Below are 13,199 nucleotides of genomic sequence, written 5' to 3' on the forward strand. Positions count from 1 at the left end.
TGCTGCCAGTCCCGCGGACCTCGGGGCGCGAAGGACAGCGCCGAGGCGGCCTGGGGCCGCCTCGGCGCTCTCGATCTGGTGGACGGGGCACGTAGCCCCGTCGCGCGGCTGGTCGGTCAGCGACCCGGGCCGCTCGGACGCCAGCCGTACATGGCGGTCATCTGGTTGGCGACGCGCTTGGCCTCGCGGGCCTGCTTGATCTTGGTCATCATGGTCGTGCTCCCTCTCCTCAGGTGGACGACGTCCCAGGGGGTGTGACGCCGTTCAGGGTCGGCCCTCCCGGCTGTCCCTGCCCGAAGGGTATCGACGTAAAGGGGTTACGGGGAGGTTCTTGCATACTTGTCATCAATGAGGTCACGCAGCTGCTGGCCGCGCAGTGGCTTCGGGAGCACGGTGCTGACCCCCAGCTCCTGCAGCACGGCGCGCTGCTCGCCGGCCCAGGCGCTGATGATGACGATGTCCAGGCCCACCCCACGGTCGGGGTTCTCGCGCAGCCAGCGCACGACCTCCTCGCCGCTCATCCGCGGCATGGTGAGGTCGAGCAGCATGATGTCGTAGTCGTTCCTGGTGAGGGCCTCGACCGCCTCGACCCCGTCGGCGGCCTGGTCGGCGAGGTGCCCGAGGCGCACCACCATCCGCGACATCAGGTCGCGGATGTCCTCGGTGTCGTCCACCACGAGGAAGCGCAGGGGGTCGGACTCGGTGCTCACGCCCAGAGGCTATCGGTCCGGGCGGGTCAACATCTCCCGAGTTCCGCGATGTCCACGAACCGGTCCGGGCGACGCCCACCGCGGTCGCGTCGCAGGGGGACGGGATTCGGTGGGCTGTGCGACCGCGCCCTATGCTGTACGACGCTTCCGACCGCGCGGTTCCGCCGTATGGCTGGTGGCGGGCCCCCATCGTCTAGCGGCCCAGGACCCCGCCCTTTCACGGCGGTAGCACGGGTTCGAATCCCGTTGGGGGTGCCACGTCGGCGCACGCCGGGGACGGTGACGGCCCCGGCACTCAGCCGAGGGTCGAGTCCGTCGCGGAGCTCGGGGCCGGATCCGGCTTGCGGGCCATCCGGAACGAGTTCGCGATCCCGCCCAGCCCGGCCAGGATCGGGATCAGCAGCGCGACCTGGAGGGCGAGGGGTCGTGCGTCGGTGTTGATGCGGATGATCTCGGCCTGGACGTCCGCGGGCTGTCCGACCAGCTGTTCCTCCAGCTGGGTGTTGGTCATCAGCTCCGCGTCGTCCTCGAGCGCGCTCGCCACCTGCTCCTGCTGTCCGGCGTCCAGCACGGTGCTGTCGTCGGACAGCTGGGTGAAGGCGCCGGCCAGGGTCGCGAGCATGATCGCGCCGGCGAAGGCCAGCCCGAAGGACAGTCCGAAGGAGCCCGCTGCCGAGTTGACGCCGGCGGCCTCGCTGACCCTCTCCTCCTCGATCGGTGACAGCGTGTAGTTGTTGAGCTGCGAGACCAGCAGCCCCAGTCCGCTGCCGGCGATCATCAGGGGGATGACGAGGTACCAGCCGGAGGTGGCCCGCGGGACGATCGGGATGAGCACCACCAGGCCGGCCGTGAGCGCCAGGAAGCCACGCCGGATCACGATGGCCGGACGTCTGCGGCCCGCCCTCCTGCCGGCCAGGAGCGCCACGCCGAACATCGTCAACGAGAGCGGCGCGAGCGTGAGGCCCGCCTTCATCGCGTCGTACTCCAACACCATCTGCAGGTAGATGGGGAGCACGATCATGGTGCCGCCGAGGGCGATCTGCTGCATGAGCTGGCCGGAGACGCCGAACCGGAACAGGGCCGAGCGGAACAGGTCCGGATCGAGCAGCGTCGCCTTGCCGGCGCGCTTGCGGTGCCGCAGCCAGAAGACGAGCCCGGCGAGTGCGGCGGCTCCGAGCAGGAGGAGTGCGCCCACGGACTCGCCGCCCTCCTGCCACACCAGGATGCCCATCACCAGGCCGCCCATGCCGACCGCGGACAGGATCGAGCCGACCACGTCGACGGAGCGCGGACCGGTGTAGGGGACGTCGTGGACGAGCCCGATCCCGGACAGGACGGCCGCGATGACGACGACCTCGAGGGCGAAGGCCACCCGCCACGACAGGAACGTGGTGATGAAGCCGCCGAGCAGGGGTCCGACGGCGGCGGCGACCGCCGCCGCGGCGCCCACCATGGCGTAGACCTTCTTCTGCGCCGCGCCCTGGAAGTTGCCGTGGATCAGGGACTGCATGGACGGCAGCAGCAGCGAGGCGCCGATGCCCCCGACGACGGCCCAGAAGATGATCACCGCGGTGAGGCCCTGGGCCAGCGTCATCGCCGTGGCCCCGACGGCGTACCCGCACAGGCCCAGGACGTAGGCGCGCTTGCGGCCGATCAGGTCCCCGACCTTGCTGCCGATCAGGATGAACGCGGCCGAGACCAACGCCTCCAGGGCGATCGCGGACTGGACCCCGCTCACCGTCGTCCCCAGGTCGTCGACGACCGCGGAGATCGAGACGTTCATGATCGAGGTGTCCACCACCAGCACGAACATCGCCATCGACAGCAGCAGCGCGAGCCGACCGTCCAGGGGCGCCTCCGCCGCGGGCGCGTCGAGGTCTGCAGGCTCTGTCACGGGACGCCGCCCATCCGTCGGTCACGGCAGCGGAACGCTCCACCACCCGGCCCCACCGACGCTTCCACCGAGGGTCTGGAGGGAGTAGGGCACATGGTCCCGGTGGGCCGGGCACGACGGCCCCGAGGGCACGGTGCGCGGGCGGGGTCACCCTCGATTGGGAGCCCGCGAAGTCGATGGGTTAGAGTTCCAGCGCTTCGCCTCGCGGAGCAGAATGGCGAGTACAACCTGGCCCCGTAGCGCAGTTGGTTAGCGCGCCGCCCTGTCACGGCGGAGGCCGCGGGTTCGAGTCCCGTCGGGGTCGCCACCAGGCCGGCCCGGAGCACACGCTCCGGGCCGGCCTTCTGCGTCTCCCGCCTCCCGGACCCCGCCTAGGCTGGCGGCATGCCCGTGCAGATCGCTTCCGACGACTTCGACCGGCTCGTCGAGTCCGCCCTGGACGACCTGCCCGACGAGATCGCGTCGCTGGTCAGCAACGTCGTCGTCCAGGTCGAGGCGGACGCACCCGCCGACGACCCCGACCTGCTCGGGATCTACGAGGGAGTCGCCCTCACCGAGCGCGCGGCCAACCACAGCGGCATGCTCCCCGACCGGATCCTGGTCTTCCGCGGACCCCTGACCGAGATGTGCGAGTCGATCGAGGAGCTGCGCGACGAGGTCCGGATCACCGTCGTGCACGAGGTGGCGCACCACTTCGGCATCGGTGAGGAGCGGCTGCACGCCCTCGGCCTCGGCTGACCGGCGACGCCGGGGCTCAGCGGGCGAGGGCGAAGCCGGCGGCGGCAGCAGCCACGGCGAGCGCGATCGTCAGCGCGGCGTACGCGACGCCTCGGCGGCCGAGGTCGACCGACTGGACGGCGCACGACGAGTACGTCGTGAAGCCCCCGCAGAAGCCCGTCACCAGGACCGCCCACGCCCCCTCCGACAGGGAGAGGCCGGCGAAGACCCCGGCGAGCCCCGAGCCCAGGGTGTTGACCAGCAGGGTCCCCGCCGGCCAGCGGTCGTCGAGCTTCTGCGCGACGGCGTACCGCAGGGGAGCGCCGATCGCGGCGCCGAAGGCCACGAGGAGCGCCGTCACCGGACGGCCTCGGTACGGCGGTGCACCAGCACCCGGCCGGCGGCTGCGGCCGCCAGGCACAGCGCCAGGGTGCCGGTCGCGTAGGCCAGCGCGAGCGTCGCACGACCGGTATCGGCCAGGTCGACGGTCTCGATGGCCATCGCCGAGACCGTGGTGAAGCCCCCGAGCAGGCCGGGACCGAGGAGGCGCGCCAGCGTGGGCGACCGGCGTACGGCGCCCACGACGGGCAGGGCGCCCAGCACCAGGCAGCCCAGGACGTTGATGGCGGCCGTGGTCCAGGGAAAGCCGTCGGTGGTCGGCGCGGCCTGTCCGACCGCCCAGCGCACCGTGGCTCCGAGCGCACCACCGAGCGACACCACGGCGAGGTCGAGCGGACGGACGGGGGTCCCGGTCACGAGACGTGCTGGGCGTCGACGATGCCGGAGCCGCCGCCCTCGGAGTGCCACGAGCGAGGCTGCTCGCCGGCGAGCTGGCGGACCATCTCGCCGAGGTACCAGAGGTGGAACGAGCGCTGGTCGGGGGTCCGCTGCAGCGACAGCAGCCGCTCGGCCTTGCAGAAGGCATCGGCCAGGTCGAACATCTCGATCATCGTGGAGACGATGGCCGAGGCCTCGGGCTCCATCCGCATCGAGACGTCGACGGCGCGGGCACCGTTGCGGCGGGCCGCCCGTACGGCGCGGTGGAGATCGCCGGGGATCTGCCGCTCGAAGCTGGCGAACATCGCCGACAGGTCGGCCGCGAGCGGGTAGTGGTCCTGGTGGGCCACCGCGAGCAGTCGCAGCTCGCGGCGCAGCTCGTAGTACTGCCGTGACAAGGACGAGTAGAGGCGCAGGTCGACGCCGAGGAGCCGGATCTCGCGGGCGTCCTCGCTCACGGGGGGCGGCTCGTCCTCGACCGTGCTGTCGATGACCGCCTCGGCCCCGCCGTCCTCGCGCACCTCGGCGGCCGGCTCGAACCACACGACCTTCCCGTCGGGCTCGATCGAGGCACCCCACGCCACCGAGCTCATGGCCACGATCGACAGCCCGCGACCGAAGGTCGTCAGGAACTCCTCGGGGTCGGAGGTGAGCGAGGGCGGGGTGGGCGGTTGCGACGATCCGTCGCTGACCTCGATCCGAGGATGGCTGGCGGTGCCCCGCACGCGTACGGCGATCGGCTCGACGCCGTGGAGGACGGCGTTGGTGGTCAGCTCGGAGACGCCGAGCTCCGCGCACTCGACGAGGTCCTCCCGGTCCAGCTCCAGGCAGATGTCCCGCACCCAGCGGCGCGCGTCCGCGACGGCGCGCGGGGACGCCGAGAGCGGAAGGGCTTGCTTCGTCAGGGGCACTAGGTCACTCATCGGGGGAGGATGTGGGTAGTCCAGCGGGGCGTACGTACCCAGGCCGGCCGCCGAGCAAACACGCCCCCGAGAAAATTGTCCAGCGATACCCGGGGGTGGCCTGAGTCTCCCGTGAGACGCACGAGATGGCGAGGTGTGACGCACGGAACCGGACCCACATTTGGGCGCCGGTCGCCCGAAGCGGGACAATGGGATCGACGGTGACGTCGTCCCGCGCCTCGCACGGCTCCAGGAGGAATGACATGTCGGATCCCCAGGCCCAGCAGACCGCTGCCCACAAGGTGGTCGTGATCGGATCCGGATTCGGTGGTCTCTTCGGGACCAAGGCCCTGCGCAAGGCACCCGTCGAGGTCACCATGGTCGCCAAGACGACCCACCACCTCTTCCAGCCGCTGCTCTACCAGGTGGCCACCGGCATCCTCTCCGAGGGCGAGATCGCGCCTCCGACCCGCGAGGTGCTGAGCAGCCAGCCCAACGCCCAGGTCCTGCTGGGAGAGGTCACCGACGTCGACCTGGAGGCCCGGACGGTCACCAGCCACGTGCTGGGTCGCGAGACCGTCTCGCGCTACGACTCGCTGATCGTGGCGGCCGGGGCGGCGCAGTCCTACTTCGGCAACGACCACTTCTCCGAGTACGCCCCGGGCATGAAGAGCATCGATGACGCCCTCGAGCTGCGCGGCCGCATCTTCGGCGCCTTCGAGATGGCCGAGCTCGGCGCCAACCGGGGCGACGACATCGACCACCTGCTGACCTTCGTCGTCGTGGGCGCCGGTCCCACCGGCGTGGAGATGGCCGGCCAGATCGCCGAGCTCGCCCACCGCACGCTCAAGCGCGACTTCCGGGCGATCAACACGCGTGAGGCACGTGTGATCCTGCTCGACGCCGCGCCGCAGGTGCTCCCGCCGTTCGGCCAGAAGCTCGGCGAGAAGGCCAAGGCCGAGCTCGAGAAGCTCGGGGTCGAGGTGATCCTCGGCGCCATGGTGACCGACGTCGACGAGCGCGGCATCGAGATGAAGTTCAAGGACGGACGCGTCGAGCGCATCAAGACCGTCACCAAGATCTGGGCCGCCGGCGTCCAGGCCAGCCCGCTCGGCAAGACCCTCGCGGAGCAGACGGGCGCGCCGCTCGACCGCGCCGGGCGTATCGGCGTCAACCCCGACCTCACCCTGCCGGGCCACCCCGAGGTCTTCGTCGTCGGCGACATGATCGCCCTCGACAACCTGCCGGGCGTCGCCCAGGTCGCCATCCAGGGCGCCAAGTACGCCGCCAAGGAGATCGAGGGCCGGCTCGCCGGCAAGGCGCCCCAGGGTCCCTTCAAGTACTTCGACAAGGGCTCGATGGCCATCATCAGCCGCTTCCGTGCCGTGGCGATGGTGGGCAAGCTCCGGCTGACCGGCGTCATCGCTTGGCTGATGTGGCTCGCCGTGCACCTCGTCTACATCACCGGCTTCAAGAGCCGCGTGACCGCCCTGCTGCACTGGGCCGTCTCGTTCCTCGGACGCGGCCGCTCCGAGCGGACCACCACCGAGCAGCAGATCTTCGCCCGCTCCGCGCTGGCCCGGCTGCGACGCGGTGCCACCGACCTCGTCTCCGAGCCCGGGGCGTACGACGCGGCCCGCCAGATGATGGAGACGACCCGGCGCGAGGAGCTCGAGGCGCTGGCGCTCGAGGAGGCCCGGCTGACCGACTCCGGCGCCCGCGGGGTCCCCGCCGAGCAGCGCTGACCTCGTCGTACGACGCCTCGCAGGCCCCGGTGGAGACGCCGGGGCCTGCGTCGTCCTCCGGCCTCGCTAGGCTGCGACCGGGCCATTAGCTCAGTTGGTAGAGCACCGGACTTTTAATCCGTGGGTCGTCGGTTCGAGCCCGACATGGCCTACCTCGATCCCGTCCCCGGGAGTGCCGTCACCTGCCCGTAGCCAGCACGGAACGCAGAGTTCACCGACGTGCGCAGATTCACCGTGCCCTCGAAGGTTTCCTTCCGCCGCTTCCTTGGTAGTGTCAGCAGTGCAACAGGTGCAAGTTCCAGCAGGTAGACGCCCGCGGAGTTTGTGATCCAACGGCGTTTCAGCTTCGGGCCTGCCAGTCCCGCGAGTCGGAGCGACGTGTCACCGCATCTATTGCGGGATCGTTGAAGTGACGATCTTTCGCCCGATAACAGGAGTAACAGAGCAATGGCTCAAGGCACCGTGAAGTGGTTCAACGCCGAGAAGGGTTTCGGCTTCATCGCGCAGGAGGACGGCGGCGACGACGTCTTCGTGCACTACTCGGCGATCCAGTCGCAGGGCTACAAGTCCCTCGACGAGAACCAGAAGGTCGAGTTCGACGTCACCCAGGGCCCCAAGGGCCCGCAGGCCGAGAACGTTCGCGCCGTCTGACGACACCTCGAAGCACCGGCACAGCACCTGTTCCGGACTTCTGACAGCGAGGCCCCACCCGATCGGGTGGGGCTTCGTTGCCGTTCGGGCCATTGCGCACAGTGCGGCATACTTTTTACGATCGAAGCAGTTTGAGCGTCCGGCCGCGGGGGCACGGTCGACCTTCGATGTCCGTCCTCGTCCAGAGCTGGAGGTAGTGGTGCCTGACCAGTTCGACGTGAGCCTCGAGGACGACGACCTGCTCGGCGAGGTGGAGCTGACGACGACGCTCATCATCGCCGCCAGCGAGGCCGACGAGCACCTGTCGCAGGAGGAGATCGACCGCCTCCTGGGCGTGACGCCGCGCCGTCCTCCCGGACAGCGCCCCGCCCAGGACTGACCCGCCCGGGACTGACCCGCCCGGGACTGACCGCGTCAGCAGGTCGCGAAGAGCACCGGACCGCTGCTGAGGTCGGAGAGCACGTACTGCCCCGGCTCGGGGACCAGGTCGAGGGTGACCACGCGCCCCGTGGACGCCGCCTCCTCGAGGGTGAACCGGTCGGCGAAGTCGCCGCCCTGTCCCGGGGCCGGGCCGCTGGCGAGCGTGGCGCGCGACTGCGCGTCGGCGCGCGCCACGTCGTCGTCCTCGAAGGACATGGCCACCCGGAGGTCGCCCCCGGCGCGCAGGCCCATCGCGAAGCCGGTCATCGGGTGCACCTCCCCGGCCCGCTCGACCAACGCGTCGGCGACCTCCTGGTCGTCCGCGTCGGCGGCGGCCATGGCGAGGTTGCGGCAGGCGTAGCCCCCGGTGAAGACGCTGGCCGCCAGCGGCTCGCCACTGGCCGCGACGACGTCGTCGACCGACGAGAGGGTGTCGGCGTCGCCACGGGCGGCCTCGACCGCCGCCTCGAGGGGGGCGACCTGGTCCGAGGTCAGGACGAGGCCCTCGTCGGCCAGCAGCGCGACGTACTGGAGCTCGGGCGTGAGGTCCGGGCCGATCCGGGGGAGGAGGTCCTGCCCGCCGCCCCACACCCCGTCGTCGTCCTCGGGCTCCTCGAAGCCCAGGTCGCGCAGCCGGCCGGCGAGGGCGTCGACGGCGTCCTCGTCACGCATGCCGAGGATGTCGACGGCACCGTCGGACGACTGGACGAACAGCTCCCACTCCAAGGTCGCGGGGGAGAAGCCGAACTCGTCCTGCAACGTGCGGCTCGAGCCGACCAGCGCCGAGGTCGAGGTGAGGTCGGAGGTGAACGCCTCGTCGAGGAACGCCGCCACGGCCTCCCCGTCGGGGGTGTCGCCCAGGTCGGCGCCGACCTCGCGGCGTACGGCGCTCCAGTCCGTCCAGGACGCGCGCTCGGTGCCCGCCGGCGCGAGGTGCACGGCGTGCGCGAGACGGGACTCGTCGCCGCCGCGCCACCACAGCAGGCCACCCACCGCGACCACCCCGAGGGCGACGACGAGGAGGACCGCGAGCGCTGCTCGGCCCGGCGCGAGACGGCGACGCATGGGCAGGCTCCTCGGCGGACGGCAAGTGGTGTGAGACTAGCGTCCATGCCGGCCCGGGATGTGCGTGCTGCAGGAGCGGTGGTGACCCGCAAGGGCGGCGACGTGCTCCTGATCCATCGCCCGAGGTACGACGACTGGTCGTTCCCCAAGGGCAAGCTCGACCCCGGTGAGCACGCGGTCACCGCCGCCGTCCGGGAGGTGGCCGAGGAGACCGGCCTGGACGTGCGGCTCGGCCCGGCGCTCCCCGGCCAGCGCTACCGGCTGGCCAACGGCCGCACCAAGGCCGTCTCCTACTGGACGGGCCGGGTCGTGGGCGACGACGACGTGGGGCGCTACGTCGTCAACGAGGAGATCGACGAGGTGGCGTGGGTGGCGTGGGAGAAGGCGCGCGACCTGCTCACCCACGTGCGCGACCGCGAGACGCTGGACGACGCCCACGCGCTGCGCCGCAGGACCAGGGCCCTCGTGGTGCTGCGCCACGGCCGGGCCCGCTCGCGCAAGGCCTGGCGCGGCGACGACCGTCGACGACCCCTGCTCGCCTCGGGCGGCGTGCAGGCCGAGCGGGTGATCCCCCTGCTGGCCGCCTTCGGTGCCACTGCAGTGCACTCGTCCTCGAGCACGCGGTGCGTGGACACCGTGGCGCCGTACTGCGACACGACGGGCTGGCCCCTCACCCTCCACGAGGGGCTCACCGAGGAGGGTGCGGACACCGGCGCGGTGCGCGCGATCGTGGACGACCTGCTGGCCGCGTCCCAGGGTGCCGTGGTGTGCACCCACCGGCCGGTGCTGCCCGACGTGCTGGAGGCGATCGGCGTCCGCGACGACGTCCGGCTCGAGGTCGGGGAGATGCTCGTCGCGCACCACCGCAAGGGCCGCGTCGTGGCCACCGAGCGCCACCTGCCCTAGTCCTGTCGGTCCGGCGTAGTCAAGGTGTCCGGGCCGAGTTCATGTGACGGCCGTCTCGTCCCCGACTGGGCGACGCCATCCGGCCCGGTCGAGTTCACCGCTCGTTCACCGGCGCCGCCGTGCGCGGTCACCTGTGCTGCCTAGCGTCCGTCTCGTCAGCATGTCCACAGACCTCTCAGGAGTTCCGAAGTGAACCGCACTTCCTTCCGCGCGGCGCTCGTCCCGGGCGCCGCTGCCCTCGCCCTCAGCATCTCGCTGACGGCGTGCGGTGCGAGCAACGAGTCCACCGAGTCCGGGTCGGACGCGGGCTCGAGCACCGAGACCGGCTCCCTCTCCGGCGAGCTCAACGGCGCCGGCTCCTCGGCCCAGGAGAAGGCGATGGAGGCCTGGTCCACCGGGTTCCAGGGCCTCAACCCGGACGTGACGCTCAACTACAACCCCCTGGGCTCCGGCGACGGTCGCACCCAGTTCATCGAGGGCGGCACGCTCTTCGCCGGCACCGACTCCTACTTCAGCGACGACGAGGGCGAGCTGAGCAAGGCCAACGAGCGCTGCGGCAGCGACGTCATCGAGGTCCCGTCGTACGTCTCGCCGATCGCGGTGATGTTCAACCTCGAGGGCGTCGACGCCCTCAACATGGACTCCGACACCATCGCGAAGATCTTCGACCAGAAGATCACCAAGTGGAACGACCCGGCCATCGCCGACCAGAACCCCGACGTCGAGCTGCCGGACACCGACATCACCACCGTGCACCGCCAGGACGACTCGGGCACCACCAAGAACTTCACCGACTACCTCGGCAAGGCGTCGGACTCGTGGTCCTACGAGGCCGAGGACGCGTTCCCGGTCAAGGGTGGCGTGGCCGCCGAGGGCACCTCGGGCGTCGTCGCCGCAGTCACCAACGGCAACGGGACCATCGGCTACGCCGACGAGAGCCAGGTCGGTGACCTCTCGGTCGTCTCGGTCAAGGTCGGCGACGAGTACGTCGCGCCGTCCGCCGAGTCCGCCGCCAAGGTCGTCGCCGTCTCCCCGGCCGTCGAGGGTCGTCCCGAGGTGGACATGGCCGTCGACGTCGACCGCACCACGGAGGAGGCCGGCTCCTACCCGGTGATCCTGCTGTCCTACCTGGTCGCCTGCCAGACCTACCCGTCGGCCGACGAGGCCGACCTGGTCAAGGGCTTCCTGGAGTACGTCGTGTCCGACGAGGGCCAGCAGGCCGCCGCGGACAACGCCGGATCCGCCCCGCTGGACGCCGACACGGCCTCCCGCGCCCAGGGGATCGTCGAGGCGATCTCCGCTGAGTAACGTCTGGGTGGTGTGAGCCACCTACTGCGCGTGCGGCGGACCGGTCATCGGTCCGCCGCACACGTGCACCCGTGACCTGACGAGCAAGGAACATTCGTGTCAACCACCTCCGCGTCCTCCACGAGGAACACCGCGCCGACCCAGACCGGGGACCGGGTCTTCTCGGGCATCGCGCGGACCGCCGGCCTCGCCATCGTGGTGGCGCTCGCCGGCGTCTTCGTCTTCCTGGCCATCGAGGGCATCCCAGGCTTCTTCCAGCCGGAGCAGTTCTACAAGGGCGCCGGCAGCTTCTGGGGCTACGTCGACAACCTGATCTTCGGCACGGTGCTGGTCGCGACGATCGCGCTGATCGTCGCCGTACCGCTGGCCTTCGGCATCGCCCTCGTGGTCAGCCACTACGCGCCGAAGTGGATCGCGGGGCCGGTGGCCTACGTGATCGACCTGCTGGCCGCCGTGCCGTCGGTGGTCTTCGGTCTCTGGGGAATCAACCTCTTCGCGCCCAAGATGGTGCCGCTCTACGACTGGCTCCACGAGCACCTCGGCTTCCTGCCCTTCTTCAAGGGCCCGGTCAACCCGGTCGGCACGACACTCCTCACCACCGGGCTGGTGCTGGCGATCATGGTGCTGCCGATCATCACCGCGATCTCCCGCGAGGTCTTCACCCAGACCCCGGTCCTGCACGAGGAGGCAGCACTCGCCCTCGGCGCGACCCGCTGGGAGATGATCCGGCTCGCGGTCTTTCCCTACGCGCGCTCCGGGATGGTCTCGGCCGTGATGCTGGGCCTGGGTCGTGCCCTCGGTGAGACGATGGCCGTCGCGATGGTGCTCTCCGGAGGTGGCGGCATCAGCTTCAACCTGATCACCAACTCCAACCCCACGAGCATCGCGGCCAACATCGCCTCGCAGTACAAGGAGAACACCCCCGGCACGCTGCACGTGCTCATCGCCACGGGCCTGGTGCTCTTCCTGATCACCTTCCTGGTCAACTTCGCGGCCCGATGGATCGTGGCACGCAACGAGAGGAGGATGAGCCGATGACCGCGACGCTGACCACGCCGCCGGCGACGTCGTCGACGATCCCGCTCACCCACGGGCGCCTGCCCCGGTGGGCACCCGGACTGGTTGCGGTGGTGGCGATCGCCGCCGCCGGCCTCTTCCCGCTGCTGCTGGGCTGGGGCGTCGTGCCGTGGGTGATCGTCTCCGTGATCTTCTACATCGGCGGCCTCACGTTGTGGGCGGCCGTGGTGGAGACGCGACGCTCCGCCGTCGACCGGATGGTCACCTCCCTGGTCTGGACGGCGTTCGCGATCGCCCTGGTGCCGCTGGTCTCGCTGCTGTGGACGGTGATCTCCAAGGGACTCCCGGCGATCAACAGCACGTTCCTGACCTACTCGGCCTTCCGCACGAGCCTGGACCAGCCGGTCGGCATCTACCACGCGATCATGGGCACGCTGGTGATCACGTTCTGTGCGGCGGTCATCTCGGTGCCGATCGGGATCTTCGCCGCGATCTACCTCGTGGAGTACGGGAAGGGCAACAGGCTCGCGCGCGGCATCACCTTCCTCGTCGACGTGATGACCGGCATCCCCTCGATCGTGGCCGGGCTCTTCGCCTTCTCGATGTTCACCCTCTTCTTCGGGGCTGGATACCGGTCCGGCATCGGCGGCGCGGTCGCGCTGTCGCTGCTGATGATCCCCATCGTGGTGCGCTCGACCGAGGAGATGCTGCGGCTCGTGCCCGACGACCTGCGCGAGGCGGCGTACGCCCTCGGCACGCCCAAGTGGCGCACGATCACCAAGGTCGTGCTGCGCACGTCCCTCGGCGGCATCATCACCGGCGTCACCCTGGCCACGGCACGCATCATCGGGGAGACCGCGCCGCTGCTCCTCATCGCCGGCCTCACCACCCGCACCAACATGAATCCCTTCGACGGGTTCATGACCACGCTGCCGGTGTTCATCTACTCGCAGTTCCAGAAGGGCACCCCGGCAGACTTCGATCTCGCCTGGGGCACCGCCCTCGTCCTCGTCGTCATCGTGCTGCTGCTCAACATCGCGGCGCGCGTCATCGGAAAGATCTTCGCCCCCAAGACCGGGCGCTGAAG

At 70.5% G+C, this 13,199-nt stretch carries 14 protein-coding genes and 3 tRNA genes; 11 read left to right on the forward strand and 6 right to left on the reverse strand.

Annotated elements, in window-relative coordinates; genetic code table 11:
• Positions 1-317 precede the first annotated feature (317 nt).
• Positions 318-710, reverse strand: a complete 393-nt coding sequence (locus tag ASG94_RS12750; protein ID WP_056926823.1) for a response regulator — start codon at positions 708-710, stop codon at positions 318-320.
• A 182-nt stretch (positions 711-892) separates the two neighbouring features.
• Here ASG94_RS12750 and ASG94_RS12755 point away from each other — a divergent pair.
• Positions 893-968, forward strand: a tRNA-Glu gene (locus tag ASG94_RS12755).
• Between the two features lie 37 nt (positions 969-1,005).
• Here ASG94_RS12755 and ASG94_RS12760 read toward each other — a convergent pair.
• Positions 1,006-2,604, reverse strand: a complete 1,599-nt coding sequence (locus ASG94_RS12760) for an MFS transporter (protein WP_056926824.1) — start codon at positions 2,602-2,604, stop codon at positions 1,006-1,008.
• 230 nt (positions 2,605-2,834) lie between these two features.
• On the opposite strand from ASG94_RS12760, the gene ASG94_RS12765 reads away from it, so the two are divergent.
• Together ASG94_RS12765 and ASG94_RS12770 are read left to right on the forward strand one after the other, a co-directional pair.
• Positions 2,835-2,911 (forward strand) — tRNA-Asp (locus ASG94_RS12765).
• 77 nt (positions 2,912-2,988) lie between these two features.
• Positions 2,989-3,342, forward strand: coding sequence for a metallopeptidase family protein (locus ASG94_RS12770; RefSeq protein WP_056926825.1), 354 nt, complete (start codon positions 2,989-2,991; stop codon positions 3,340-3,342).
• 16 nt (positions 3,343-3,358) lie between these two features.
• Here ASG94_RS12770 and ASG94_RS12775 read toward each other — a convergent pair whose 3' ends face one another.
• The 3 genes from ASG94_RS12775 to ASG94_RS12785 are packed head-to-tail and all read right to left on the reverse strand — an operon-like array spanning position 3,359 to position 5,021.
• The gene (locus ASG94_RS12775) at positions 3,359-3,682 is read right to left on the reverse strand and encodes a fluoride efflux transporter FluC (protein ID WP_056926826.1); all 324 of its coding nucleotides are present in this window, start codon (positions 3,680-3,682) and stop codon (positions 3,359-3,361) included.
• Complete coding sequence (locus tag ASG94_RS12780; protein ID WP_056926827.1) at positions 3,679-4,077, reverse strand: fluoride efflux transporter FluC; 399 nt, start codon at positions 4,075-4,077, stop codon at positions 3,679-3,681. Before ASG94_RS12780 ends, ASG94_RS12775 begins: the two co-directional genes overlap by 4 nt.
• Positions 4,074-5,021, reverse strand: coding sequence for an ATP-binding protein (locus ASG94_RS12785; RefSeq protein WP_235537261.1), 948 nt, complete (start codon positions 5,019-5,021; stop codon positions 4,074-4,076). The genes ASG94_RS12780 and ASG94_RS12785 overlap by 4 nt, the downstream gene beginning before the upstream one ends.
• Before the next feature lie 242 nt (positions 5,022-5,263).
• Between ASG94_RS12785 and ASG94_RS12790 the strand changes: the two genes are divergently transcribed.
• The 4 genes from ASG94_RS12790 (at position 5,264) to ASG94_RS12805 (ending at position 7,775) form a co-directional block, all read left to right on the forward strand.
• Positions 5,264-6,745 carry an NAD(P)/FAD-dependent oxidoreductase gene (locus tag ASG94_RS12790; protein ID WP_056926829.1) on the forward strand — a complete coding sequence of 494 codons (1,482 nt, stop codon included), beginning with the start codon at positions 5,264-5,266 and terminating at the stop codon, positions 6,743-6,745.
• 79 nt (positions 6,746-6,824) lie between these two features.
• Positions 6,825-6,897 (forward strand) — tRNA-Lys (locus tag ASG94_RS12795).
• A gap of 295 nt (positions 6,898-7,192) precedes the next feature.
• A complete protein-coding gene (cspE, locus tag ASG94_RS12800; RefSeq protein ID WP_056886937.1) occupies positions 7,193-7,396 on the forward strand; it encodes a transcription antiterminator/RNA stability regulator CspE in 204 nt (67 codons plus the stop codon).
• Positions 7,397-7,595: 199 nt separating this feature from the next.
• Positions 7,596-7,775, forward strand: coding sequence for a hypothetical protein (locus ASG94_RS12805; protein WP_056927265.1), 180 nt, complete (start codon positions 7,596-7,598; stop codon positions 7,773-7,775).
• A gap of 35 nt (positions 7,776-7,810) precedes the next feature.
• Here ASG94_RS12805 and ASG94_RS12810 read toward each other — a convergent pair whose 3' ends face one another.
• The gene (locus ASG94_RS12810) at positions 7,811-8,881 is read right to left on the reverse strand and encodes a hypothetical protein (RefSeq protein WP_056926830.1); all 1,071 of its coding nucleotides are present in this window, start codon (positions 8,879-8,881) and stop codon (positions 7,811-7,813) included.
• A gap of 45 nt (positions 8,882-8,926) precedes the next feature.
• On the opposite strand from ASG94_RS12810, the gene ASG94_RS12815 reads away from it, so the two are divergent.
• From ASG94_RS12815 to pstA, 4 genes are all read left to right on the forward strand, one after another.
• Entirely contained in the window at positions 8,927-9,787 is an 861-nt protein-coding gene (locus tag ASG94_RS12815) for an NUDIX hydrolase (RefSeq protein ID WP_056926831.1), read from the forward strand.
• 189 nt (positions 9,788-9,976) lie between these two features.
• A complete protein-coding gene (pstS, locus tag ASG94_RS12820; protein ID WP_056926832.1) occupies positions 9,977-11,095 on the forward strand; it encodes a phosphate ABC transporter substrate-binding protein PstS in 1,119 nt (372 codons plus the stop codon).
• A gap of 96 nt (positions 11,096-11,191) precedes the next feature.
• The gene (pstC, locus tag ASG94_RS12825; RefSeq protein ID WP_056926833.1) at positions 11,192-12,133 is read left to right on the forward strand and encodes a phosphate ABC transporter permease subunit PstC; all 942 of its coding nucleotides are present in this window, start codon (positions 11,192-11,194) and stop codon (positions 12,131-12,133) included.
• Positions 12,130-13,197 carry a phosphate ABC transporter permease PstA gene (pstA, locus tag ASG94_RS12830; protein ID WP_056926834.1) on the forward strand — a complete coding sequence of 356 codons (1,068 nt, stop codon included), beginning with the start codon at positions 12,130-12,132 and terminating at the stop codon, positions 13,195-13,197. The genes pstC and pstA overlap by 4 nt, the downstream gene beginning before the upstream one ends.
• The last annotated feature ends 2 nt before the right edge of the window (positions 13,198-13,199 follow it).

Origin of the sequence: Nocardioides sp. Soil805 (assembly GCF_001429625.1) — a bacterium.
Taxonomy (GTDB): Bacteria; Actinomycetota; Actinomycetes; order Propionibacteriales; family Nocardioidaceae; genus Nocardioides.

Coding starts and splice junctions, on each gene's coding strand:
- ASG94_RS12815 (WP_056926831.1), top strand. CDS start 8,927: ATGCCGGCCCGGGATGTGCGTGCTGCAGGAGCGGTGGTGACCCGCAAG.
- ASG94_RS12770 (WP_056926825.1), top strand. CDS start 2,989: ATGCCCGTGCAGATCGCTTCCGACGACTTCGACCGGCTCGTCGAGTCC.
- ASG94_RS12790 (WP_056926829.1), top strand. CDS start 5,264: ATGTCGGATCCCCAGGCCCAGCAGACCGCTGCCCACAAGGTGGTCGTG.
- ASG94_RS12810 (WP_056926830.1), bottom strand. CDS start 8,881: ATGCGTCGCCGTCTCGCGCCGGGCCGAGCAGCGCTCGCGGTCCTCCTC.
- ASG94_RS12785 (WP_235537261.1), bottom strand. CDS start 5,021: ATGAGTGACCTAGTGCCCCTGACGAAGCAAGCCCTTCCGCTCTCGGCG.
- cspE (WP_056886937.1), top strand. CDS start 7,193: ATGGCTCAAGGCACCGTGAAGTGGTTCAACGCCGAGAAGGGTTTCGGC.
- pstA (WP_056926834.1), top strand. CDS start 12,130: ATGACCGCGACGCTGACCACGCCGCCGGCGACGTCGTCGACGATCCCG.